The sequence below is a fragment of the Sorangium sp. So ce367 genome, assembly GCF_051520455.1.
Lineage (GTDB): Bacteria > Myxococcota_A > Polyangia > Polyangiales > Polyangiaceae > Sorangium > Sorangium cellulosum_B.
Genome location: NZ_CP150334.1, coordinates 9339305 through 9363695 on the forward strand (window position 1 = coordinate 9339305; position 24391 = coordinate 9363695).

General features: G+C 68.4%; 21 protein-coding genes. 13 read left to right on the plus strand and 8 right to left on the minus strand.

Annotated elements, in window-relative coordinates:
• Positions 1–49: 49 nt before the first annotated feature.
• Together WME97_RS35475 and WME97_RS35480 are read right to left on the minus strand one after the other, a co-directional pair.
• The gene (locus WME97_RS35475; protein WP_437544266.1) at positions 50–847 is read right to left on the minus strand and encodes an SDR family NAD(P)-dependent oxidoreductase; all 798 of its coding nucleotides are present in this window, start codon (positions 845–847) and stop codon (positions 50–52) included.
• Positions 840–1979, minus strand: coding sequence for a radical SAM protein (locus WME97_RS35480; RefSeq protein WP_437544268.1), 1140 nt, complete (start codon positions 1977–1979; stop codon positions 840–842). The genes WME97_RS35475 and WME97_RS35480 overlap by 8 nt, the downstream gene beginning before the upstream one ends.
• A 53-nt stretch (positions 1980–2032) precedes the next feature.
• Here WME97_RS35480 and WME97_RS35485 point away from each other — a divergent pair, with 53 nt between their 5' ends.
• Positions 2033–2971 carry a UDP-glucuronic acid decarboxylase family protein gene (locus WME97_RS35485; protein ID WP_437544270.1) on the plus strand — a complete coding sequence of 313 codons (939 nt, stop codon included), beginning with the start codon at positions 2033–2035 and terminating at the stop codon, positions 2969–2971.
• Between the two features lie 34 nt (positions 2972–3005).
• Here WME97_RS35485 and WME97_RS35490 read toward each other — a convergent pair whose 3' ends face one another.
• Complete coding sequence (locus WME97_RS35490; protein ID WP_437544271.1) at positions 3006–3953, minus strand: glycosyltransferase family 2 protein; 948 nt, start codon at positions 3951–3953, stop codon at positions 3006–3008.
• A gap of 294 nt (positions 3954–4247) precedes the next feature.
• On the opposite strand from WME97_RS35490, the gene WME97_RS35495 reads away from it, so the two are divergent.
• The 5 genes from WME97_RS35495 to WME97_RS35515 all read left to right on the plus strand — a co-directional run bounded on the left by WME97_RS35495 (position 4248) and on the right by WME97_RS35515 (position 11688).
• Positions 4248–5885, plus strand: coding sequence for a hypothetical protein (locus tag WME97_RS35495; protein ID WP_437544273.1), 1638 nt, complete (start codon positions 4248–4250; stop codon positions 5883–5885).
• Positions 5886–6026: 141 nt separating this feature from the next.
• Positions 6027–7292, plus strand: a complete 1266-nt coding sequence (locus WME97_RS35500) for a winged helix DNA-binding domain-containing protein (RefSeq protein WP_437544274.1) — start codon at positions 6027–6029, stop codon at positions 7290–7292.
• 443 nt (positions 7293–7735) lie between these two features.
• Positions 7736–9100, plus strand: coding sequence for an endo-1,4-beta-xylanase (locus WME97_RS35505; RefSeq protein ID WP_437544276.1), 1365 nt, complete (start codon positions 7736–7738; stop codon positions 9098–9100).
• Positions 9101–9430: 330 nt separating this feature from the next.
• Entirely contained in the window at positions 9431–9883 is a 453-nt protein-coding gene (locus WME97_RS35510) for a hypothetical protein (protein WP_437544278.1), read from the plus strand.
• Positions 9880–11688 carry an FAD-dependent monooxygenase gene (locus tag WME97_RS35515; RefSeq protein ID WP_437544280.1) on the plus strand — a complete coding sequence of 603 codons (1809 nt, stop codon included), beginning with the start codon at positions 9880–9882 and terminating at the stop codon, positions 11686–11688. The genes WME97_RS35510 and WME97_RS35515 overlap by 4 nt, the downstream gene beginning before the upstream one ends.
• Positions 11689–11708: 20 nt before the next feature.
• On the opposite strand, the gene WME97_RS35520 is transcribed toward WME97_RS35515, so the two are convergent.
• The 5 genes from WME97_RS35520 to WME97_RS35540 form a co-directional block, all read right to left on the minus strand.
• Positions 11709–12596, minus strand: a complete 888-nt coding sequence (locus WME97_RS35520; RefSeq protein ID WP_437544282.1) for a putative glycoside hydrolase — start codon at positions 12594–12596, stop codon at positions 11709–11711.
• 215 nt (positions 12597–12811) lie between these two features.
• Positions 12812–13978: an ABC transporter permease gene (locus WME97_RS35525; RefSeq protein ID WP_437544284.1), complete on the minus strand. Its 1167-nt coding sequence runs from the start codon at positions 13976–13978 to the stop codon at positions 12812–12814.
• A 50-nt stretch (positions 13979–14028) separates the two neighbouring features.
• The gene (locus WME97_RS35530) at positions 14029–15195 is read right to left on the minus strand and encodes an ABC transporter permease (RefSeq protein WP_437544286.1); all 1167 of its coding nucleotides are present in this window, start codon (positions 15193–15195) and stop codon (positions 14029–14031) included.
• Entirely contained in the window at positions 15192–15890 is a 699-nt protein-coding gene (locus tag WME97_RS35535) for an ABC transporter ATP-binding protein (protein WP_437544288.1), read from the minus strand. The genes WME97_RS35530 and WME97_RS35535 overlap by 4 nt, the downstream gene beginning before the upstream one ends.
• On the minus strand, positions 15887–17116 hold the full coding sequence (locus tag WME97_RS35540) for an efflux RND transporter periplasmic adaptor subunit (protein ID WP_437544290.1): 1230 nt from the start codon (positions 17114–17116) through the stop codon (positions 15887–15889). Before WME97_RS35540 ends, WME97_RS35535 begins: the two co-directional genes overlap by 4 nt.
• A 406-nt stretch (positions 17117–17522) precedes the next feature.
• Between WME97_RS35540 and WME97_RS35545 the strand changes: the two genes are divergently transcribed.
• From WME97_RS35545 to WME97_RS35575, 7 genes are all read left to right on the plus strand, one after another.
• Entirely contained in the window at positions 17523–18350 is an 828-nt protein-coding gene (locus WME97_RS35545) for a hypothetical protein (protein WP_437544291.1), read from the plus strand.
• 188 nt (positions 18351–18538) lie between these two features.
• Entirely contained in the window at positions 18539–19264 is a 726-nt protein-coding gene (locus WME97_RS35550) for an SMI1/KNR4 family protein (protein ID WP_437544292.1), read from the plus strand.
• Positions 19233–19583 carry a barstar family protein gene (locus tag WME97_RS35555; RefSeq protein WP_437544294.1) on the plus strand — a complete coding sequence of 117 codons (351 nt, stop codon included), beginning with the start codon at positions 19233–19235 and terminating at the stop codon, positions 19581–19583. Before WME97_RS35550 ends, WME97_RS35555 begins: the two co-directional genes overlap by 32 nt.
• Entirely contained in the window at positions 19580–21442 is a 1863-nt protein-coding gene (locus WME97_RS35560; RefSeq protein WP_437544296.1) for a tetratricopeptide repeat protein, read from the plus strand. The genes WME97_RS35555 and WME97_RS35560 overlap by 4 nt, the downstream gene beginning before the upstream one ends.
• A gap of 83 nt (positions 21443–21525) precedes the next feature.
• On the plus strand, positions 21526–21846 hold the full coding sequence (locus WME97_RS35565) for a hypothetical protein (RefSeq protein ID WP_437544298.1): 321 nt from the start codon (positions 21526–21528) through the stop codon (positions 21844–21846).
• Between the two features lie 139 nt (positions 21847–21985).
• Positions 21986–23245 carry a metallophosphoesterase gene (locus WME97_RS35570; RefSeq protein ID WP_437544300.1) on the plus strand — a complete coding sequence of 420 codons (1260 nt, stop codon included), beginning with the start codon at positions 21986–21988 and terminating at the stop codon, positions 23243–23245.
• Positions 23246–23428: 183 nt separating this feature from the next.
• Positions 23429–24328, plus strand: a complete 900-nt coding sequence (locus WME97_RS35575; RefSeq protein ID WP_437544302.1) for an MOSC domain-containing protein — start codon at positions 23429–23431, stop codon at positions 24326–24328.
• The last annotated feature ends 63 nt before the right edge of the window (positions 24329–24391 follow it).

Below are 24391 nucleotides of genomic sequence, written 5' to 3' on the forward strand. Positions count from 1 at the left end.
TGGTCTCCGGTCCGGCGTCGCGGCGGTTCCCCCGCCCTGCCGTCTCGCCTCAGCCCTCTCTCAGCTGCTCCCCGAACGCCCGGCGCGTCCGCCACCGCGCCCACGCCGGAAAGAGCTCTCCCACCACGCTGCGGAGGCGGAGCCGCAGCGGAGCGCCGCCCTGCGCCCGCGGCGCGCGCCAGAGCGCGGCCACGCTCTCGGCGACCCGCTCCACCGGGACGCCGCCGTCGTGCGGCCGGGACACCGAGCCCCGGCGCCGCCGCTCGTCCTCGTGCAGGCCCGTGTCCACCCACCCGGGGTGCACCTGGGAGACCCGGATCCCCCGGGGCGCGAGCTCGAGATCGAGCGCGTCGCTCAGCCCGCGGACGGCGAACTTCGTGGCGCAGTAGACGCTCTTCATGGGCACGGCGCGGAACGAGACCTCCGAGCCGACGTTGATGATGTGGCCTCCGCCGTCCCCCATCGCCTGCGCCGCGTGCCGGCATCCGAGGATGACGCCGAGGAGGTTGGTGCGGACGATCGCCTCGACCTCTTCGAGCGTCATCTCGTCGAGGCGCCCGTAGCCCTCCCGGGCGGCGTTGTTGACGACGACGTCGATCCCGCCGAGGAACGCGCGCGCCGCGCCGAAGAAGGCGCGCTGGGAGGCGTCGTCGCCGACGTCCACCGTGCCCGTGCCGAGCCGGCCAGCGTTTTCGGGCGCGGCGCTCTGCTGCAACGCGAGGAGCGCGCGCTCGTCCCGCGCGCCGGCGAACACCCGGTGCCCCTCCGCGAGCGCGCGCGCGACGATGGCCCGCCCGATCCCGCGCGAGCCGCCGAGCACGACGATGGCGAGCGTCCGCTCAGGCACGCGCGACCCGCGCCAGCAGCTCGCGCCCCAGGCTGCGCGCGAGGAGCTGCTCGCTGCTCACGAGGTGCTGCTGGTTGAGCCACGGCGCCGCGCAGGCGAAGCAGCCGTGATCGCGCAGGTGCTCCCACGCGGCCCGGACGCCGACCTCGAGCACGCTTTTGGCGGGGAAGTCCGCGAGCCGCTGGTTGCATGGGTACATGCGGCCGTCGCCGTCGATGAAGGCGTAGTACCGGCCCGCGCTGCACGGCAGGTACTCGAAATGCTCCCGCCGCTCCTCCCGGGTGACGCGATCCCCCTCGTGGTGTTTCCACCAGCGCGCCATGTTCTCCCAGACGCGCTCGCGGAAGACCATCGGCGCCCCCCGGCGCTTGTGATCGAGCAGCGCGTCCGCCAGGGCCTGCCGCTCGCCCGCGTCGAGGGAGTTGTCGCCGTGCATGCGCAGCTGCCGATCGGACTGCGGGGCGTAGGTCATGACGACCTCGAGCCGCGCGCCGAAGCGGCCCGCCAGCTCGAAAAGCCAGGGCACCTGGTCCTTGTTCCGGCGGTTCAGCACCGCCTTCACGATGCGCGGAATCCCGCGCGCCTGGCACGCCTCGAGCGCCGTCATGGCCACGGCGAAGGTCCCCTGACCGCGGTTCAGATCGTTAATCGGCTCCGGACCGTCGACGCTCACGACGATCGAGCTCAAGCTGGCGAGCTCGTCCACACGCTCCTTGACCCGGAATCCGCTGGTGACCATTCCCACCGAGATCCCTCGGCTCACCGCTCGCTCGACGATGCGGCCGATGGATTTGTGCAGCATCGGCTCACCGCCCGTGAGCGTCAGGACCGCCGTCCCCAGCGCCGCCGCCTCGTCCACGATCGCGAACAGCTGCTCGACCTTGAGCTGTCCGATGTCGTCGTGCCGGTGGTGGTAGTCGCCGTAGCAGTACTCGCAGCTCAGATGACATCGATTGGTAACACACACATCCACCCAGATTGGACGCGCTTCGCGGGCGAGCTTTGCGCGGACGAGCGAGCCCAGGTAACGAGGTGAGCGGTGCACGCGCTGCATGATAAAGAACTCGCCTCCAGATGTCATCCGGTCTTTGTAATATCTATTTCCTATGGTAAGGAGATTTCGACCAATCACGGCGCCACGGCCCAGAGCTTTACCGAACAGCGCGTCAAGGAGGTATTTTTCCGATGAGTGCGAGCAAGCGAATCCTGGTCACGGGTGGGGCTGGTTTCCTCGGATCGCACCTCTGCGCGCGGCTCCTGGCCGACGGGCACCACGTGATCTGCGTCGACAGCATGGTGACGGGGCGTGACGAGAACCTCGGGCCGCTGCTGAAGAACCCGCGGTTCGAGCTGCACCGCTGCGACGTGAGCGAGCCGCTCCGCTTCGAGGTCGACCAGATCTACAACATGGCCTGCGCGGCGTCGCCCGTGAAGTACCGGGCTGATCCGGTGCACACGCTCAACACGAACGTGTTCGGCGCGATCAACGTCCTCCGCCTGGCGCAGGAGCTGGGGGCCCGGGTCCTGCAGGCCTCCACCTCCGAGGTCTATGGCGACGCGCTCGTCCACCCTCAGCACGAGGACTACTGGGGGAACGTCAACCCCATCGGGCCTCGGGCCTGTTACGACGAGAGCAAGCGGGTCGCGGAGACGTACTTCTGGGAGTACCGCCAGACCCGCAACGTCGATACCGTCATCGTGCGCATTTTCAATACCTACGGCCCGAACATGGACCGGAACGACGGCCGGGTCATCGCCAACTTCGTTGTGAAGGCGCTGCGCGGCGAGGCGCTGGAGCTGTACGGCGGAGGCCACCGCACGCGCTCGTTCTGCTTCGTCAGCGACCTCATCGAGGGGCTTGTCCGCGTGATGAACGCCAAGGACCTGACCGGGCCGGTCAACCTCGGGAATCCGGCCGAGACGAGGATGCAGGACCTCGCCGAGCTCATCATCCGCAAGACCGGCGGGCGCGCGAAGCTGACGATGACCGATGCCCTCATCGACGATCCCCATCGGCGCAGGCCCGACATCTCCCGGGCCACCGAGCTGCTCGGCTGGCGTCCTCTGGTGGATCTGGACTCGGGCCTCGATCGCACGATCGACTGGTTCCGCCCGCGCGTCTGACGCCCGGTGGGGCGCCCTGCCGGGACACGGGCGCTCAGCCGCCCTTCGACGGGAGGCGGCCGGAGGTGGCCATGACGCGCCCGCCGCGGCCGGCGCTGACGTCCGCCAGGATGCGATCGCGCTGCGCCCGGATCCGCTCTCCGAGCACGCGGTGGATCGCAGCCCTGAGGGCCATCCCTCCGAGCCCGCGCGTGACCGCGAAAGGACCCGGCGCCGATCTCAGCCGGTCCAGGAGGATCCTTGGCGCCGACTGCGCCGAGAGCAGGCGGGCGCCGTCGCGCCTGTAGAGCTCCGGGTAGCTCGAGCGGAGCTGCTCTCTCGCGGCGGCATTGCGCGCCAGCGCGCGGACCACGTCGGCCATGCTGTCCACCTCGAAGTGGATGGGCGCCTCGGGGACGACGACCAGCGCGTCGCCGGCGACGAGCGCCGTGAGCCACGAGTCCTCGGTCACGAGGTCGACGGGCAGCCGAGGGAGCGCCCCGGCAGGCAGGAGCCCACGATCGGCCATCACCGCGCCCAGCCGATCGCGATCGATGGCATAGAGGCGACCGGAGATGTAGTCCTGACCGAGGCTGGTCGTCAGCAGGCGGAGGACGGTGCCGAGCGGCGGCGGCGGCGTCCCGCGCGGCTGCTCGAAGGCCGCGGCGACGGCGGCGTGCGGAGAGCGCTCCAGGGCGCGCAGCAGGGCCGAGATGGATCCCTCGGCGGGGCGCACGTCCGCGTCCGTGAACACGAGGCGACGGTTGCGCGCCCGGGCCACGAGGGCGTTCCATGCGTTGTTCTTTCCGAGCTCGCTCTCGATGACGGTGAGCCGCGGCTCCCGCCCCCGGAACGCCTCGACGACACGCTCGGTGCCGTCCGTGCACCCGTTGAGACAGACGAGGATCTCGTCCACCTCGGGGCCGAGCCGCGACAGCTCGGTGAGGGTCGCCTCGATGGTGCGGACTTCGTTGTACGCCGGCAGGCAGATGCTGGCAGCCATCGACTCCGACGCATACCACCACGCCGGCTCGGGTGTCACGCGGCGCGCGCCGCGCGGGATGGCCACCCAGGAACGGACGATGCCGGCGATGCCGGCGACGCTGACGATGCCGGCGCGTCCGCATCCATTGCATGAATTTTAGGCTTGGGTAAGGCTCCTGATTATGTTAGCGTAAGAACAACCCCGCGTGGCTACAAAGTCCGCCGGAGGTTCGCGCCGTCGCGCTGGTTTCGCGCCTGACGTCATCGTGATCCTTGGGTGTGCCGGTCCAGGCGCGGCGCTGAAGGAGAGCTTATGCACAGGCTTTTTGCGTTCGGGCTCGCTGGCACGGTGCTTCTGGGAGCCTCGCCGCCGGCGCATGCGAAGCGGCCGGTCCTCGCCGAGGGGTCGCCGATGCACGGCACCAATGGGATGAATGTGGGGCCGGATGGTCGGCTGTACGTCGCGAGCTTCCTTGGCAATGAGATCGCCATCGTGAACCGCAAGAGCGGCGTCATCGTGGATCGGCTCGACGCGTCGGACGGGATCGATGGCCCGGACGACCTCACGTTCGGCCCGGATGGCTCGCTCTACTGGACCTCGCTCATCCCTGGCAATGTCGTGCGGCACGCGCCGTCCGGCGCGATCACCGAGCAGTTCGTCGCGCCGGGCGTCAACCCCATCACGTTCTCCGATACGGGGCGGCTCTTCGTGGCGCTCGACTTCTTCGGTGACGGGCTCTACGAGGTCGATCCGGAGCTGTCGGCTCCGCCGCGCCACATCGCGAGCAACCTCGGCTTCCTGAACGGCATGGACTGGGGGCCCGACGGCAGGTTGTACGGGCCGATCTGGACGCAAGGCAGGGTGATCAGCATCGATGTCGACTCCTGCACCGGCGCGGTCGACCCGGAGGTGGAGTGCGATCTCCAGACGGTCGCGGACGGCTTCTTCATCCCCGCGGCGGCCAAGTTCGACGGGCTCGGCCGGCTCCACGTGGTCGACCAGAACGGCGAGGTGGTGCGGATCGACATCGAGACGGGCGAGAAGGAGGTCATCGCGGAGCTCACGCCGGGGCTCGACAACCTCGCCTTCGACCCGCAAGGCAATCTCTACGTGTCGAGCGCCAGCGACGGCTTCATCGTCCGGATCAGGCCGAACGGCCAGGAGCGCACGATCATGCCGGGCGGCATGATCATGCCCGGCGGCGTGGCCGTGACGACCGAAGGAGGAGCCGAGTCGGTCTATGTGGCCGATCTGTCGTCGCTGCGGAAGTTCGATGGAGACACGGGCGCTCCGCTGGGCGTCGAGCGGTCGTTCCTCGGCCAATCGGAGTTTCACGCGCCTGCCACGGTGTCGGCGGACGGCTCGAATTTGATCTTGACCGCGTGGTTCAGCAGCGTGGTTCAAACCTACGACCCGGCGACGGCGACGGTCCTCGAGACGTACAGCAACTTCGTCTCGCCGCTCAACGCGGTCCGGTTCCAGGGAGATGTCGTGGTGGCCGAGCTCGGCGCGGGGCCCGGCGCGGCGCGCGTCGCCCGCCAGACGGCCGGCGGCCCCGTGACGCTCGCGCCGATGACCGTGCCCTCGGGCCTCGCGGTCTCGGGAGGTGACCTCTGGGCCGCCGACTGGGCCACGGGCCAGATCCTCCATGTGGCGGCGGGGGGCGTGACGCTCTCTCCGCCGCTCGTGGTGGCCGACGGCCTGGATCAGCCGGAAGGCATGGCGGTCGATCTGGACGGCACCCTGCTCGTCGTGGAGGTCGGGAAGCGCCGCCTGCTGCGCGTGGACCCGTCGATGGGGGACACGTGGGTCGTGAAGAAGCACCTCAAGGTGGGGCTCGAGGCGGTCACGGGGACGGTGCCGACCTATGCGTTGAGCAGCGTCGCCGTGGGCCCGTCAGGGACGATCTATGTCTCTGGCGACAAGGACAACGTGCTCTATCGATTCTGACCCAATCGCGACGAGGCGGCGGTGTTCTCGCTCGTCCTCACCCCTGAATCCAGACGTGAGGCGCGCGACCTGCGGCTCTGGCCAGGAGCAGCGGGCGATCGATAGAGGAAGAGCCTCGTTTCGAGTAAGCTCGCGGGCTGCATGCCTGCCCCGACGCTGACACGAAGAGACCTCAACCGGGCCACGCTCGCGCGGCAGATGCTGCTCGCGCGGGAGCAGACCTCGGCCGTCCACGGGATCGAGCGGCTGATCGCGCTCCAGGCCCAGCTGGCGCGGCCGCCGTTCATCGGGCTCTGGTCCCGGCTCGCGGCGTTCCGGCGCGAGCAGCTCGTCCAGCTCGTCGTGCGCCGCGAGGTCGTCCGGGCGCCGTTCCTGCGCGGCACGCTGCACCTCGTGAGCGCAAGGGACTACCTGGATCTGCACCCGGTCATCGCGCCGGTGCTCCACGCCGGGATGCGGTCGGTCCTCCGCGAGCGCGCGGACACCCTCGACGTCGCTCGGCTGGTCGACGAGGCGCGGGCGTACTTCGACGCGGAGCCGCGGACCATGGACGAGCTGCGCGATCACCTGGCCGAGCTCTACGCCGACGGCGACGTGCGGGCCATGGCCCTCGCGGTTCGCATGCACCTGCCCGTCGTCCAGGTGCCCGGCGAGACCCCGTGGGGATACCCGGGAACAGCGGACTTCGCCCCGGCGGCGTCCTGGCTCGGCAAACTGCTCCGCGACGGCGGCGCGCCGCAGGCGCTCGTGCTCCGTTACCTCGCGTCGTTCGGCCCGGCGACAGCGGCCGACGTGCAGACGTGGTCCGGCCTGACCCGCGTCAAGGAGGTGCTCCACGCCTTGCGAGAGCAGCTCTGCGTGTTCCGCGACGAGCGAGGCCGGGAGCTCTTCGACCTGCCCGACGCGCCGCGGCCGCCCGCGGACACCGCCGCGCCGGCGCGGTTTCTACCGGATTACGACAACCTCCTGCTCGCGCACGACGACCGCACGCGGGTCATCGCGGACGAGCATCGCCCGCGGATCGTCCTGTCCGCCAACCTGCGCATCCTGCCGACGTTCCTCGTGGACGGCTTCGTGGCCGGCACATGGACGATCGAGCGGAAGAAGGCCACGGCCGCGCTCGTGCTCGAGCCGTTCGAGGCGCCTGGCAAGGCGGCGCGCGAGCAGCTCGCCGAGGAAGGGGAGGCGCTCCTCCGATTCATGGAGGAGGACGCCGGGACGTTCGAGGTGCGCTTCGGGAAGGCGGGAGCCGCGAAGGCGCCGGCGGCGCGGGCGAAGGCGAAGGGCGGCGGAGCCGCAAAGGCGCCGGCGGCGCGGGCGAAGGCGAAGAGCGGCGGAGCCGCAAAGGCGCCGGCGAAGGCGAAGAGCGGCGGAGCCGCGAGGGCGCGGACGAAGGCCACGAGATGAGGCCGCCAGCTGACAAGTCCCCTCGTGTTGCTGGCGTTATAGCGGGAAATTGAACAGGGAGGCGGGGAGACAGGGAGAATCATGGGATTTTACTCCTCTGCTCCCCGCCTCCCTGTGAATCCTCCCGAAATTCGAGGGGATGCTTCAGGCCGCCGACGGCTGCCCTTGTCAGCAGGCGCGACCCGCGGACCGATCGCCATCGTCCTCGCAACTCATCCCTCGCCCACATGCATCCTCCACCCAGGCCGCTCTGTTGCGCCAGCGGGACAGCACATTCACGAGAAAGCTGGATCCCGCCCGGGTTCACCCGCGTGTGGAAGGAGAAAAGAACACCTTCACCGAGACACTTTGTAAGTAGTCTTACCTAACAAACGGCGCTGGACGCCCTGACTCGCTGTCGCCGGCACGTATCGGGTATGGTGCGTGTCCGAGGGATCGCACCGATGCGCAAGAATTTGATTTCGATTGGTTTGCTCAGCTGCCTGCTCTGGTCCTGCACCTCGCCCACGTCGACTCCGGACGATGATGCGGCCACGGGCGCCACCACCACCAGCAGCACCGCGAGCACGGCTCAAACGAGCGGAACATCGGCGAGCGCCGGGGGTGGCGCGGGCGGCAGCAACGCGGGGGGCAGCGGCAGCACGTCGGCCGGTGGGGGTGAGACGAACGAGGGTGGAGGCGGCGGCACGGACAGCGCTACGTCCGGAGGCACGGGCGGCGCGGGGACAGGCGGCGCGGGCACGGGCGGCATGCCTGATGAAGGCCCCAAGAACCTCGCGGAGAAGTACGCGAGCCTCTTCCCGATCGGGGCAGCGGTGGATTCGCAGTCGTACATGACGCACGCCGCGCTGCTGAAGACGCACTTCAACAGCGTCACCGCCGAGAACGAGATGAAGTTCGAGTCGCTCCAGAGGAACGAGAACAGCTTCACCTACGACGCGGCGGATCGCATCGTGAACTTCGCGGTCACCAACAAGATGAAGGTCCGCGGGCACGCCCTGGTCTGGCACAGCCAGAACCCGGCATGGCTGTTCTCGAACGGCTCGGGCGGCACCGTGTCGAAACAGACCTTGCTGACACGCATGAAAAACCACATCAGCAACGTCGTGCGCCACTTCCGGGGCAAGGTCTACGCGTGGGACGTCGTGAACGAGGCCATGATGGAGGACGGCTCGTACCGCACGGGCAACCTGGCCGATGGCCAGAAGAGCCGCTGGCACGAGATCCTCGGCGAGAGCTACATCGCGGAGGCCTTCAAGGCCGCGCACGAGGCCGATCCGGACGCCAAGCTGTTCTACAACGACTTCTACAACTACATCCCCGCGAAGCAGCAGGGCATCTACAACATGCTCAAGGGCCTGCTCGACCAGGGCGTGCCGGTCCACGGCGTCGGGCTGCAGGCCCACCTCAACATCGAGCCTTCCGCGGTGACCACGAACCAGGCGTATCACCAGAACGTCGCCAACATGGAGGAGGCGATCGAGCTCTATTCGTCGCTCGGCCTGGATGTGCAGGTCACGGAGCTCGACATCTCGCTGTACATCCCCGGGGTGACGTACAACCAGAGCACGTTCTACACGACCGCGACCTTCACCGACGCGCTCAAGGCAAAGCAGGCCGCGCGCTACCGGGAGTTCTTCGAGCTGTTCCGGAAGTACAAGTCCGTGATCACGGGCGTCACCTTCTGGGGCATCGCGGACGACAACACCTGGCTGTCCGAGTTCAGCTCGGGGCGCAAGGACTTCCCCCTGCTCTTCGATCTCAACCACAACCCCAAGCCCGCCTACGACGCCGTGGTGGGCTTCTGATGGGTCATGAAGGCCAGACGAGCCGGCCTCTCGCGGCTCGCCCTGGCGCGCCCGCACAGCCGACGATGACCTGAGCTTCCCCCCTCCTACAGCGGTTTCCCCCCACCTCTGCACAATGCCGAGCAGAGCGGCGGTCACCCGCACAGGAGACGGGCCCAGATCGGCGTTTTCGGCGCGCAAGCGCACTCCGGTGCGCTGAGCACCGAAAACGCCGAGGTGGGCCCGTATCCGAAGCGGGTGACCGTCGCTCTACGGGCGTGGCCACTTCCGGCCATCCCCTGGCCACTCATGGCCATTGTGCACGTGATTCACGTGCTTTATCCCTCTGCCATGAGCTCCGAACGCGCGCCATCCTCCACGGCGTGGGCCGTGGGCAAGGCCCTCTGCATCCTGTCGGCCGTGGCTTACGGCCTGTTGACCGGGCTGATCGACATCCTCGATCCGCATCACCTCCGGAACCCTGACTGGCCCGGACACGCGAGGTTCCACCTGCTCTGGCAGATCAGCGCCGGCGCCCTCGGTGCGCTCGCTTCCATCTACCTCTTCTGGACGGCCACGCCGCGCACCGTGGAGCGTGTCCGGACAGGCGCCTTCCTGGGCGCCCTCCATATGGGCGGATTCATCCTGGCGGCCGTCTTCACGAGCGCCGCCGGCGCCGAGTTCGACGCCGGTGGCCGGGTCCTGCTCGGCTTCCTCCCGCCGAACATGCTGCACCTGGGCACGTCCGCAGCCCTGCTCTTCGCCGGCGTCTCCCTGTGTCACAAGAGAGGGGCTGCCACATGAGCCATCGCACTATCTCTACTCCTGTCCTCATCATCGGCGCTGGCCCCTCGGGCATGGTGAGCGCGCTGTGCCTCGCCAGGCGCGGCGTCGACTGTGTGCTCATCGAGCGCCGGCCGGGCCTGGAGAATCACCCCAAGGCCCACGAGCTCTCGGCGCGCTCGATCGAGATCCTCCACGAGCTGGGGCTCGGTCATGGCGAGCTGTCCGCGGAGGCATCGCCGGAGGAGGACGCCGCCAAGATCCTGTTCTGCGGCACGATCGGCGAGGAGTTCGGCTGCATCGATCTGCGCGCCAACGGCGTCGGGCGCAAGTACCGAGAGCACCTCGAGGCGCCCATGCCTTACCTCAATATCTCGCAGGTCGAGCTGGAGAAGCTCCTCCGCGAGCGCGTCTCGGCGTCGCCGCGCATCCAGGCGCTCCATCACCATCAGTGGGAGTCCTTCGCGCAGGACGCGGACGGCGTCACGAGCCGGATCACGGACCGGACGACGGGCGAGACCTTCTCGGTCCGGAGCCAGTACGTCATCTGCTCCGACGGCGCCGGGAGCCGGAGCCGCAAGGCCCTCGGGATCGAGATGAAGGGCCCGGACAAGCTGCTCGACGTCGTCAACGCCTATTTTCAGGCGGATCTGCGCCGCGTGGTCCGCACCCGGGGCAAGCTCTACTTCATCTTCTCCCCGAAGGCGCCGGGCAGCGTGTTCATCGCCCACCACGTCGAGAAGCGCTGGGTCTTTCACCTCCCCGTGGCGACGCCGCACGAGAAGATCGAGGAGTACACGCCCGAGGTGATGCAGAAGAAGATCAAGGCGGCGCTCGGGCGGGACGACGTCGATATCGAGATCACCTCGATGAGCCACTGGCGCATGACAGCGCAGGTGGCGGAGCGCTTCCGCAGCGGGCGCGTCTTCCTGGTCGGCGACGCCGCCCATCGCTTCCCGCCCACGGGCGGGCTCGGCATGAACTCCGGCATCGGCGACGCGCACAACCTGGCCTGGAAGCTCGCCATGGTGATCGAGCGGCGGGCCGCGCCCGGCCTGCTCGACAGCTACGAGGCCGAGCGCCGCCCGGTCATCGAGACGAACTGCGACGAGAGCCGGCTCAACTTCGAGAGGATGAGCGAGGTCGCGGAGGCCTTCGGGATCGAGGTCGAGGAGGCTCAATGGGTCAACGAGAAGCTGGCGAGCTCCACGATGCGCGCGCTGCCTGCCCCGCTCCGCGCCTGGACCGAACGGCAGGTCCAGCACTACGGCGAGAGCATCCTCTCGCGGTACCATCGCGATCCCTCGGTGCGAGAGCGCGTCCTCGCGGCCATCGCGCAGCAGAGGTCGCATTTCGACAGGATAGGGCTCGATCTCGGCTACACGTACGAAGAGGGCGCGCTCCTCGGCGACGGCACGAGGCCGCCGGAGGTCGACGATCGGGTGTCCTCGTACCTCCCGTCGACGCGGCCGGGCGCGCGATTCCCGCATTTCTGGCTGGATGGCAACAGGAGACAGCGCGGCAGCCGCTCCATGATCGACTACGGCGCGTCGATCCTCCTGCTCGGCGCGGCCGTCGAGGCGCTGCCCGCGGACATCGAGGCGCTGGAGGCTGTCGAGGCGCGCCACGGCGTCCGGCTGTTCAGGCTCGGCGCGGCCGACATCCCTGCCTGTCACCAGGCCGCGGTGCACGCGCTCTCGCAGATCGAGCAGGACGGCGCGCTCCTGATCCGGCCGGACGGGCATGTCGCGTGGCGCCAGCAGCGCGGCGTGACGCTCTCCGTGGAGCTGATCGCGTCGATCGTGGAGCAAGTCTACGGGGCGTAGCCGCCCGGCCTGGCGGCGGCTCAAGCCGTGTCCGGCGGCGCGCCGACAAAGGCGCTCTCGTCGTAGTGGCTGCGGGGGTTCCACGCCGCGTAGCCCGCGCAGCCGACGTCGTCGTTCGCGCGGATCTGCTCCCGGATGTGCCACGGCGTGTACTCGTACCGCTGCATGGGACGCGAGCTGTCCAAGTCGAACGCCTGGATCCAGCTGCGCAGCAGCCCGATGCGCCCGGGAAGCGCTGCCACCCTGCGCCAGCCGGCCGAGAGCGAGGCATACAGGGTCTCGTAGGGGTGATGCGCAGGGTTCGCGAACCCGAAGCTGCCAGGGCCCCAGTGCGACGGGTACGGCATCGGCATCACGTAGTCGAAGAGCTCCACGGCGTCCTCCAGCCGCTGGCCTATCCCGTCCTGCGGCCCGAGCAGCGTGAACCCGAAGACATCCGCGGAGATCGGGCGAGACGCGGCATCGCCGACCTCCGCGCGGAGGAACTCGAAGAAAGCGCGGATCGTCGGCGCCCTCTCCTCGATCGGCGTCCGCGACCGCGGCTCGCGCGCGGCGCCATAACGCACATAATCGTAGTTCACCTCGTCGAAGCCGGCGTCGTACGCCCGGAGCGAGATCTCCGCGATCTCGTGCCATCGCGGCTGCGAGGCCGGGTCGTACCAGCCCCGCGGGCCGCCCTTGAACGCGACGAGCCGGGCGATGAGGTAGATGCCGGCCTCGCGCAGGGCGCCCAGCTGGGCCCTTGTCACCTCGTCCCGCTCGAAGAGGAGCGCGCCACCCTCCGACCGGATATCGATCACCAGGGAGTTCAGCTCTGTCCGCTGGACCAGGGAGGAGAGCCGATTCAGCCGCTCCACGTTCCTCCCCGCCGCGAAGTTCACGTAAATCGCCTTGGTGATCGTGGGCATGCTGTTCCCCCTGCCGAGGGGAGAGCACGTCCCTGGCCAAGGGAGCCCTGGGCGCGCCGGAACACCTTTCGCGGCCCGTTTCAGCTGGGAAATTGAACAGGGAGGCGGGGAGACAGGGAGTATCTGAGGATTTACCTCCCCGTCTCCCCGTCTCCCTGTGAACTTTCCGAAGAGTTTGCGGGGGAAGCCTCAGGCGCCGCCCCCCGCGCCCCGGGTCACCCCCGCATCGCCTGGATCGGGCTGATCCGCGCAGCGCGGAGCGCCGGGAAAAACCCGCCGAGCAGGCCCATCACCGCCGCGATCGCCACCGACGTCAGCAGGATCCCGGGCGTCGGCTCGAACGTGAACACGACCTCCGACCAGCTCGCGAAATTGACGGTCGAGAAGCGCACGAACCGCATCCCGAGCGCGGCGAGCACGCCGAGCGCCCCGCCCGCCAGCGCGAGGAGGACCGACTCGATGAGGAACGACACGAGGATGCTGAACCGCGAGAAGCCGAGCGCCCGCAGCGTGCCTATCTCGCGCTGCCGGTTGGCGATCGACGAGTGCATCGTGATCATCGCGCCGATCATGGCGCCGATCGAGAAGAACACCGCGATGAGCACGCCCATCACCTTGATGAACATGCTCGTCCCCTCGGACTGCTTCTCGTAATAGACGCTCTCGCGCATCACCTCGAGCCCGAGGTTCCGGTTCTGCTCGATCGACGCCTCGAACGCGTCGAACTTGCTGGCCGAGGCGAGCCGCGCCCGCACCGCAGAGACGCCCCCCTCGCGGCCGAACGCCGAGCGCGTCGTGTGCAGGTCGGCCCAGACCTCGGACTCCAACGAGGAGCCGCCGTCGTCGAACACCCCCACGACCTTCACCGGCCGGTTCTTTCGCAGCTCGAACGACTCGCCGATCGACAGGCCCTTGAAGCGGCCGTTGATCGCCTTGCCCACGATCACCTCGTCCGTGCCCGGCTGCGCCGGCCGGCCCTCGATGATCTTCACCTGCGAGCGGAACGCGAGCACGTCGTCGGGCACCCCGCGCACCTGCACGTTGGAGATGCCGTCCGTGCCGAGCTTCTCGAGGAGGATGACCGCGATCACCTCCCCCACCCCGTCCGGCTTGCCGTCCTGCCGCTTCGCGACCTCGGCGCTCGCGAGGATCACGCCGATCTGCTGCTCCTCGATGCTGCTCACCATCTCGGCGTCGGAGCCCTTCCGCATCACGATCGCGACGTCGTCCCGCGCGGTGCGCCCGAGGGTGCGCTCCACGCTGTTCGCGAGCATCAGCACCGACGCGAACACGAACACCACGAGGCCGAGACCGGACGCCGTCGCGAGGGTCGTCGTCTTGCGCACCACCAGATTTCGAACGTTGTAAGCGACGGGGATCATGAGCGCTCTCTCCCGCTTTCAGGGTGTCGAAGACAGGCTGCGTGGGTCGCTCACGCCACGCGCCGGAGCGCGTCGGTGACCGAGAGTTTCGAGGCGTTGTACGCCGGGATGAGCGACGCGACGAGCGACAGCCCCATCGAGAGCAGCACCGCCATGACCATCGTCGAAGGCTCGATCCGGAAATAAGGGAACCAGGCGCCCATGTCCTCCTCCAGCCACCGGCCCAGCCCGAGCTCGACGATCGGATACGAGACCACGAGCCCGAGGAACCCGGCCAAGAGCCCGATGGTCGCCGCCTCCCCGATGATGAAGATCCTCACGTGCTTCGGCTCGAACCCGAGCGCGCGCAGCACGCCGTACTCCCGCGTCCGCTCCCGGACGCCCATGGCGATCGTGTTGCCGAGGATCATCATCATGATGAGGAGGATGATGATGGACACGACGTTGAGGGCCGTCAGCACGGCCGACATCATCGCCATGAACGACAGGTTCATCGCCCGCTCGCTCATCGTCGCCGTCTGGACGTCCTTCTCGTCGAAGATCTTGTCGATCGCCGCGCTGATGTCCGCGCTCCGCGACGGGTCGTCGATCCGGGCGGCCATCCAGCCGATCTGGTCGCGCTGCCGCTCGGGGAGCGACTCGTTCAGGTAGTCGTAGTGAAAGATGAACTGCGACCTGTCGATCGACTTGCGCGTCGCCGTGTAGATCCCCGAGACGTTGAACTGCCAGTTTCCGGGGTAGATCGTCCCCTCCAGCGTCACCGTGTCGCCCGGCTTCACCTTGAGCCGGCCCGCGAGGACGTCGCCGAGGATGGCGCCCTTCCTGTCGCCCTGCCACCGCTCCATGTCCTCGGGCGAGACGACCATCTCGTCGTAGACCTTGAAGAAGGTCTTCGACTCGACGGCCATCGAGGCGAAGAAATTGTTGGCGTCGCGCGGGTCCTTGGCGCCGAACCAGCTCATGAAGGACCCCTCCGTCACGCCGGGGACCTCGCGGACCGTGTCCATGTAGCGCTTCGGCAAGGGGAGGATGAACGAGATCTTGTGCCGCGTCGCGATGCGGTCCTTCGCGGCGTGGTCGGCGGCGACGTTCCACGCCGAGAGCACCGTCCGGAGGAGCACGAACGCGAGCACCGCCACCACCGCGCCGATCACGGTCAGCAGCGTCCTGAACTTGTTGCGAAGGACGTTCCTGGCGGCGACGGAGACGAGGTTCATGACAGGTTCCCCTTGTCGAGCCGGCGCGTCACGGTCGCGCGCTCGGCGGCCTGCGGATCGTGCGTGACCATCAGGATGGTCTTCTTGAACTCCTTGTTGAGCTTCTCCAGGAGGGCCAGGATCTCGTCGGCGCTCTTGCGATCGAGATCGCCGGTCGGCTCGTCCGCCACGATGATCGTCGGGTCGTTCACGATCGCCCGCGCGATCGCGACCCGCTGCTCCTGGCCGCCGGAGAGCTGCCGGGGATAGTGGCCCATCCGCTCCTCGAGCCCGACGACGCGCAGGGCCGTCTGCGCGCGCTTCCGCCGCTCGGACGACGACAGGTTCGTGAGCAGGAGCGGCAGCTCGACGTTCTCGACCGCGGTGAGCACCGGCATCAGGTTGTAGGCCTGGAAGATGAAGCCCATCGTCCTGGAGCGGAAGCGCGCCAGCTCGCCGTCGCTCATCCGCGTGAGGTCCTGCCCCGCCACGCGCGCCGAGCCGCGCGTCGGGCGATCGAGCCCGGCGATCAGGTTCAGCAGCGTCGACTTGCCCGAGCCCGAGGGCCCCATCAGCGCCTCGTACGACCCCTCCGGGACGTCGAGCGTGATGTTGTCGAGCACCACGATCGGCTCCTTGTCGCGGAAATAGCTCTTGCCGACCCCCTGCAGCTCGACAATGGGCTTCGGCTTCCCGTCGCGATACCCGTCGGTCATTCGCTCCCCTTTTCCTTCTCTTTGATCTTCTGACCGTCCGCGAGCTCGGCGGACGGCCTCGCCACGAGGCGCGCCCCCGGGGACGGGCCGTCGAGCAGCTCCAGCCCGCCGGGCGCGGGGCCGCCCACCTTGATGGGCACCATCTTCACCTGGCCCTCGTTGACCACGAACACCACCTTGGCGCCGCCCCGCTCGACCACCGCGGCCTCCGGGACGACCCGCTTCGGCGGCTCCTTCATCGCCTCCTCGGACAGCGCCTCGGCGAGGAAGCTCACCCGCGCGCTCATCTCCGGCAGCGCCTCCTTCGGCTCTCCGACGAACTTCACCTTCACCGGGATGGTCGCCTTGGCGCGGTTCACCCGCTTGCCGATCTCGAGCGTCGTGCAGCGGTGCCGCTTCGAGGGGTACGCGTCGAGGACCACCTCGCACGGCTTGCCGGGCTCGACGAGGTAGAGGCGCGTCTCCGGGACATCGGTCTCGACGACGAGCGACGTGAAGTCGGCGATCTCGACGAGGTGCGGCAGCTCGAGGCCGACGACCTCGCCCACCTCCGGCGGCTTCGACATGATCGTGCCGCTGATCGGCGCGACGATCTTCCGGTCGGCCAGCGTGACCCGGAGGCTCTCGACGTCGGCCGCAGCGGCCTTGACCTCGGCGTCGGCCGCCGCCGCCGACTGGGTGAGCGAGTGCATGCGCGCGGTGAGGTCATCCATCGAGGCGCGGCCGGTCACCTGGCGCTCGACGAGCAGCCGCTCCCGCGAGAGCTGCTGCTCCACCTCGCCGATGCTCGCCCGGGAGGCCGAGGCGCGCGCCCGCGCCGCCGCCACCTTGGCCTGGGCCGCGGCCACGAGGCTCTTCTGGTCGGCGTCGTCGAGCTCCACGAGCAGGTCGCCCTGCTTCACCACGTCGCCTTCCTTGACGTGCACCCGCGCGATGCGGCCGGGGAACTTGGCCCCGACCTTGGACACGACCTGCGGGACCACGTACCCGGTCGACGTCACGGAGATCGACGCCTGCGCCGGTGAGACCAGCGCGACCTCCGTGGTGGTGACCTCGGTCTTGAAGAGCGCGCTCTGCGCCCTGGGAAGGGCGAACGCGGCGGCGCCGGCGACCGCCGCGAGCACGACCGCGGCGACGAGGGCGGTACGGAGCGGGCTCCGCCGATCGGGATCGACGTCCCGCTGGATCCGCAGCGAGGCGAGATCCGAGCTGAGCTGGTCGGACACGGCGTCTCCTTAACACGCTTCCGGCGTCGCGTTGAAGTTCTATCGCCCATTTCTGACGCGCGGCGCTACCCGCGCCCGACACGCAGGACGCGGCCTCGCGCCCGCCCTGGAGCGGCGCTTGCTCCATATCGAAATCGCCTCCCGCCGCGGCAATCCGCCCGTCCAGACCGCAATGCGCCGCGCGGCTGTGCCCGCCGCGCCTCACCCGTGGCTGTGCGCTCCCTGACGTGCGGCAGCGCTCGGATTGATGCCTGCGGCGCTGTGCGGCGCTGTCTGTGTCGAGGCGGGGCGCGGGGCGCGGGGTCACAGCGCGGCGATGGTGCGAGATGCGCGCCTTGCGCTCGCGGGGCTCCCGAGACCAACACCCTGTCTCGACGCCCCGACGGCGCACGTCTACGCTGGCACGATGGGTTTTGTCGCGAGCCTTTTCATCGTCTACGGGGTCGCCGGGGTGGTGCTGGGTGTCGCGGTCGCCATCGCGATCGGGCGCTGCCACCACCACCGTCGGCGCTCGCAGATCGCCGCGTATGCGCGGAGCCCTTCGGCGTCACCCGGCGCGATACGCGAGGGGTTTGCGCTCCTGCGCGGCGAGGTGAGCGCGGAGGACGCCGCGCCGGGAGACGCGGTGATCGCGGTCGAGATCCCGTGCGGCGGCCAGGCCGGCGCCGCGCCGAGCGCGTGGCAGACGCGGGCGCGCGCGTTCTCGCTCCGGCTCGCCTCGGGCGCCACCGTGCGGGTCGAGCCGGCGAGCGGCAGGCTGAGCCTCGACACCACCTTCGTCCCGACGAGGCGTGGCGGCGCGCCCGCCTACGTGTCCGAGGTCCGCCCCGGCGACACGATCTACATCGCGGGCTCCGTGCGCCGCGAGATCGACGCGAGCGCCGCCGGCAAGGGGTACCGCGACGCCGCGCGGGCCTGGGTGCTCCGGGCGCCCGCGCACGGCAGCCTCTGCGTCGCTTCGGAGACCGTCGTCGCCCACCACGCCCAGCGCGCGCGGTTCCACCGCTCCTGGGCGCTCGCGCTCGGCGGGGCGCTCGCGGCGCTTCACCTCGGCCTGTTCCGCGCGTTCCACGCGAGCATGCTCGGCGCCGTCGATTCGAGCGGGAGCATCGACATCGGCCCGGCCGCGCTCGCGCTCTTCTTCGTCGGGGCCGCGGCGCTCACCTACCGCACCCTGGCCGAGCAGACCTCTCCCTGGATCGAGCTCCGCGTGGATCGCTCCAGGGCGGCCTAGCTGAGGCTGCGCATCTCGTAGGTGCCCGCGGCTTGCACACGGCGGCAACGAAGTTGCCGGTTCCGCACGAGGCGACCCGCTCGCCGCAGGCTCGAACGAGACCCCGGACGGCCGTCACGCAGCTCGCTCGGCTTTCCACCAGCGCACGCCGCACCGCGCGCTGAAATGAGGACACAGGAGACGCGCCGGTGGAGAAGCTCATTTCCTACATCGAGCAGCACGACCCCGGGTTTGCTCGACGCATCCGTGGCGCAACGCCAGACGAGATCGATTCCCTTGAGGAGACCGCCGGCCATCCGCTGCCTCCCGATTACAGGCGTTTTCTTTCCGTCATGGGCCACGACGACGGTCAACTCTTCAGCCAGGAGGGCATCAGCACGGACGTCCCGAGTCTCCTCTCATTCTATCGAGAGAGCGTGGCGACTGGAGAGAACTCAGTACCGGAAGACTGCATCGTCATCGCGGTAGGCTGCGCCGTCATTGAACAAGTCTATCTCGAGCATGACGGGCTCGGCCGCGTCTTCGAAGGGGGCGAGGGCGAGAAGTTCTCGCTCTGGGCAAAATCCTTCAGGAACCGCCTTTATCAAAACGCCTACATGGCGCATCGCCAGCGCTGGCTACCGCACGCGGTCATGTACAACAGCACCGATCAAACGAACCTGTCAGAGGATGTTCGCGCGGTGGTGCGCTCGGCAGGGCTCCTCGAGCTCGATTTCTCTGAATCCGTGACGATCTGCGCGGAATCTTCTTCAGCGACGCTCGCCTTCCGTCAGATCACCGGCGAGACAGCCTGGGTGCGTGTGGCCGGCATGGACGAGGCTGCCGTGAACGATGTTTCCAGGCGACTGATGAATATCAGAGTAGAGAGACAATTCGACGCTCATGGATCTTACCCATTTTCAAGGTTCCGCTGAGCGGGACATTCATAGTTTCCGCGATGGCGTACGGCTCGAGGACGTGGAGGCAGCACTGCGGCACGTCGCGCGCGATCTAGCGTATCATTTCATCGCGCTTCGCGGCGATCGAATGACGAATGAAGCGGAAGCATTGACAGAGATCGCTCGAGCGTTCGAGCTGCCTCACCATGACGATCCGGGTTACAAGCGGAACTGGGATGGCACCGCAGATCATATCATGAACATGCGTTGGCGGCATCGGCCGCAGTCGCCGAGCCAATTCCAACGTGGTCATCTCGTGTTATACTGCGAGCCGGATCGTGATAGCCAAAGATGAGCCAGCAAGAATACGCATCCAGAGAGTTCCGCCGTAGGATCGGCGCTTCCCAGGTGGTCGTCCGCTGTGGCGCCGATCTCGAATCGCAAGCTGAGATGCTTCTCGATGTCGTGGCCAGGTACCACGAGGGAGGCAATGAACTGAACGATGGAGCGACCGTAGAACTCGAGGACATTTCCTTCACGCTTCGCCACGTGGGTGGCGAGATTGTCGTGCACGAGCCAGATTTCAAGGGCAGCCCACCACGTGATGCTGTTCCTGGGGCGGACCAAGCCCTGCGAATTCTCTACGAGCAAGAGGCGGTCGTGAGGCGTGTCGGTGCCAAGCGGTCAAGCGCGCCGCTCCGTGCCCTGATAAGGATGGAGCAGAGTAGTCTGAGGTCACTCCGCGTCTGTCTACGTCGAATGGTCCCGAGCGATCCCCAGGATTCCGGCTGGACCATTGGTGCGTTGCGCGATCCCGCCGGACCGGAGGAGGACATCGTCACCACGACAGTTTCAGAGATTTTCCGCGTGCGCCCCTGGTTGGGAAAGGTCCTGACGCTTCCAGCTGGGTACCGCGCGGCGGTGAACTTCCACAACATCGAGTCTATCGAGACCGACACCGGCGAGCACGCCTGGATAATCGATCCATTGATGCTCGCGCACCTCTCGCGATCGGCGCTGAAAGAGAGGAGGCTCGCCGATCTCGACCGGACGGTGAACGCACTTCTCGAGTCCACCACAACGGAGATCGAGAGCCTCCGCCCGCTTCGCCAGCTCGCGCGGCGATGGGGAGGTGGTCCCTGGATGGCGTACGCCAACGCGCTCACCACGCTGACCCGCCTGAAGCATGACGAGGACAAGGCCGTGGAGGTCCGCTCTCTCGTAGAAGACCTTTGTACTGCGCTCTCACCGGGTGGAGGGCTCGCTGGGGAAGAGGCACCGTTCGTGATCACCGAGAATTTCACCACGCTCTATCGCCACTATTGGCGGGTTGAAGCAGCGGAAGTGCTCGAGGGCTTGCTCGCTCCAGGCTCGGGCCAGCAAGCAGCGCTTCTCTTCCAGCGCGCCGCGCTTGCGAGGGACGCGGGTGATTATGCGGGCACCGTCGAGGCGCTGCGACGCTCGATCGCGATCGAGCCACGCTCGCCCACCTTGTGGTTCCTTCTCGGGACAGTTCTGCTCGAAGCCTCGACGCTCGAGGAGACTCCCACCGTCCTTCTCGATCCAGCGGGTGAAATAGTCGAGGCTTTCGACCGCGCGCTCACGCTCCTCGATGTCAGGGACACGCTGACGGTGGATCACTGCGTCCGCGCCCTCGATCACCGATATCTGAGGGCAGACTGGACGCTGGTGGATCTTCTCTGCAAGCACACCGTAGCGCTCCGCGATGTGGGTCGACTCGACGAAGCACTGGCGTCGGCTAACCGCCTCGTTGCCGCCGCCCCGAATGAACCGCGATCATGGGAAATCCTGGGCACTGTGCTGATCTACCTCAGTCGTCACGACGACGCGATCAACGCTTATAGCGCGGCCATCCGATGCAGCGCGCAGGCGCCTCCAGAGCACTCGATATTGGCACACCATTTCGCGAGCCCATGGTATAACCGCGCCGCGGTGCACGCTCTGCTGGGCCAGCGCGCTGAGGCTATTGCCGATCTTAGGCAAGCCCTCGCTGTTGCGCCGAGTTGGGCCGAAGCCGTGCCGTTCGACGAGCGCTTCAAGGGGCTCACTGCGGACGGTGAGTTCCAGCGCCTCGTTGAGGAAGGGCGTGCGGCGGCTCAGACGTGCCAACAGCAGAATCTCGACGATGGGACAGCTGAAACGGGCACAGGTGTCTGCGTTCCGCCTTCGTCCTCCGAGACATCAAAAAGCTGAATCGCGAAGCGAAATCGAACTCGTTATTGTATACAGCAACTGATGAAACAGACCTCGGAGCGTGAAACGATAGGCCACAAGCCATGAGCGAACAGAGAATGGCGAAGCAATACATCAATTCATTGATCCAGGGAGATTTTCAGAACGCGGAGCGCATCTTCGAGCGGCTCCCACACAAGGGGCGCCAGCGCACGGTTGATCCGGGACAGGTTCTAGTTGAGCACAGGGCCAGCTATGGCGATCGTGCACTTACCTGGCTTCGAGCAGAGGGAATGAAAGGTGCTTGGCGCGCTGCGGTGAACGGGAGGTGGGTGCTCTACGGCTTCGACGAGAATATCGTCTTGAGTCCACTCATATCCGCTGATGACCAGCAGGCGCTGGCGCGCCATGGGTTTGTGGACTAACGAAGCCAGGAACGTCTTCCCGTGCGGCAGTTGTTATCCCGACCCGCTTCAGGTCATAGATTTCGTCACCGCGAACCACGCGGTCTGCAGAGCGGCTGCGTAACGTTTGCGGCGGGCCATAAGACGCCCCACTCAGGCCATGGCCGAGGCGGCCGAGCGCCGGATGCCCAAGACCAGCGGCGGAAGGCGGCCGTACAGCGTGACAATCGACAAGCGTTTGCCCGAACTTGAAAACATGCTAAAATTCGCGAACATGGCCGCGCCTCAGCAAATGGTGACGCCCCGGCGCATCTTCGTGATGGGCGACCCGCAGGCGCCGATGGCCAAGGTGATGGCCGTGCTCGCGTCGCACGCGTTGCTCGGCGCGGACGGCCGGCTGGCCGACGACGTCGTGCTCGTGTCGATCGGCGATCACTTCGACTATGACCTCGATGATCCGGTGGGCGCGGGCGCGGAGGGGCTCCGCACGCTGCGCTGGCTGGCCAGCCACGATCCCGCGCAGGTGCGGCTCCTGTTCGGCAACCATGACGCGGCGCGGGTCATGGAGCTCGCCGGCCTCGACGACGTGCGGTTCGCCGCGGCGCGCGCGCTTGGGCGCTCGATCAAGGAGACCAGGCGGCGTGAAGGCGCCGAGGCCGCCGCCCGGCGCCAACGCGACGAGTTCGCAGCGCAGTTCCCCGATGTGGCGACCCCGGGGCTCGCGGCGCGCGATTACGCGTCGTTCAGCGAGTCCCAGCGCGAGCTCGTCATTGAGCTGCTGCTCTGCGGGCGCTTTCATCTCGCGCTCTCGGGCGTGCTGCCCGACGGCCGCGCTGTGTTGCTGACCCACGCGGGCGTGACCACGCGCGAGCTCGCGATGCTGGGCATGCCGGACGAGCGCGACCCGCATCGGCTGGCGGCTGCCCTCGAGCGGCAGTTGCGCGCCGCGGTCGACGCGCGGCGCACGGAATGGCAAAGCGGCGCGCGCACGCCACTTTCGCTCGAGCCTCTCCACATGGCAGGCGCCGCGGGCAACGAAGGTGGCGGCCTGCTCTACCATCGACCTGCGCACGTCGATCGCGCAGGGGGCGATCCGGCATGGGAGCTCGATCCGGCGCGGCCGCGGCGCTTCGAGCCGCGTTCGCTCCCGCGCGGCCTGCGGCAGGTCGCCGGTCACACCGGTCACAGGAAGTGCAAGGCGGAGCTCGGTCACGACTGGCTCACGGCGGCAGCGCACCAGAAGGAGATCGGAGGGATCCGCACGCTGCGCGTCGACGGCGACGTCGTCGTGTACGACCTCGGGATCCTGGACGATCGCCCCGGAGCGGCCGATCTCTACCTGATCGACGGGGAGATGCGGTTTACCGCGGCCGCCGATTACGCATTGCTCCCGCTCGCGGAGCTGGTCGTCCCCGCGTGAGGCCCGATGCGCGCGTTTGGCGCAGCGCGCATCCAGGCCAGGGGCGGCGGCGGAGCCGAGCGAGCGACCAGGGGCCGAGGGCGGCGGAGCCGAACGAGGCGCGAGGCGCCGTGTCGCGCCGTCGATCTCCTAACGCCGAGCTCGCCCGGAGATCGAGCAACGGGTAACGGGTAAAGAGACGCCATGCCCCCGGACGAACAGCCCACCGGAACGGTCGTGTCGATATGGCGCTATCCGGTCAAATCGATGCAAGGCGAGGAGATCGACGAGGCGGAGATCACGGACCGCGGCGCGCTCGGCGACCGGGCCTATGCCGTCCTCGACCGCGAGACGGGGCACGTCGCGAGCGCCAAGCACCCCGGCAAGTGGGGCGCGCTGCTCGCGTGCCGCGCGGCCTTCGCGGCGCCGCCGCGCCCCTCGGCGCCCTTGCCGCCCGTGTGGATCACGCTGCCCGACGGCGCCGTGCTCAGCAGCGCGCAGCCGGACGTGGATCGGGCGCTCTCGCGCGCCCTCGGCCGCGACGTGGCGCTCGTGAGCCGGCCGCCCGACGCGGCGACGCGCGAGGCGGATCGGTCGCCCGCGGACGGCTCCGCTGCGCAGGCCACGATCGTCGAGGAGCCGATGGCGCTCGCCGCGCCGGCCGGCACGTTCTTCGATGTGGCCGCCATGCACGTGCTGACCACGGCGACGCTCGACCACCTGCGCGATCTCCACCCCTCGGGGCGCATCGAGGTCCCGAGGTTCCGCCCGAACCTCGTCGTCGCGACGGCCGCCGGCGAGCGCCGCTTCGTCGAGAACGGCTGGATAGGCCGCTCGCTGGAGATCGCCCAGGAGGTCCGCCTCGAGGTCATCGATCCCTGCCCCCGCTGCGTCGTCCCCACGCTGACCCAGGGCGACCTCCCGCGCGATCCTGGCCTCCTGCGCGCGCTCGCCCGGCACAACGCGGTCGCGAGCGCGACCGTCGCCCCCGGCGTCGTGTTCCCGGCGGTCGCCGGGGTCTACGCGGCCGTGCGCCGCGAGGGCGCGATCCGCCGCGGGGCCGCCGTCCAGCTGGGCGGAGCGGCCCCGTCCCCGCCCCGCTGAGCGGCCCTGCCGCGAGTCCCCTCGCTCTCCCTCCGCGCTACGCGCGTGCGGCCAGGCCGCGCC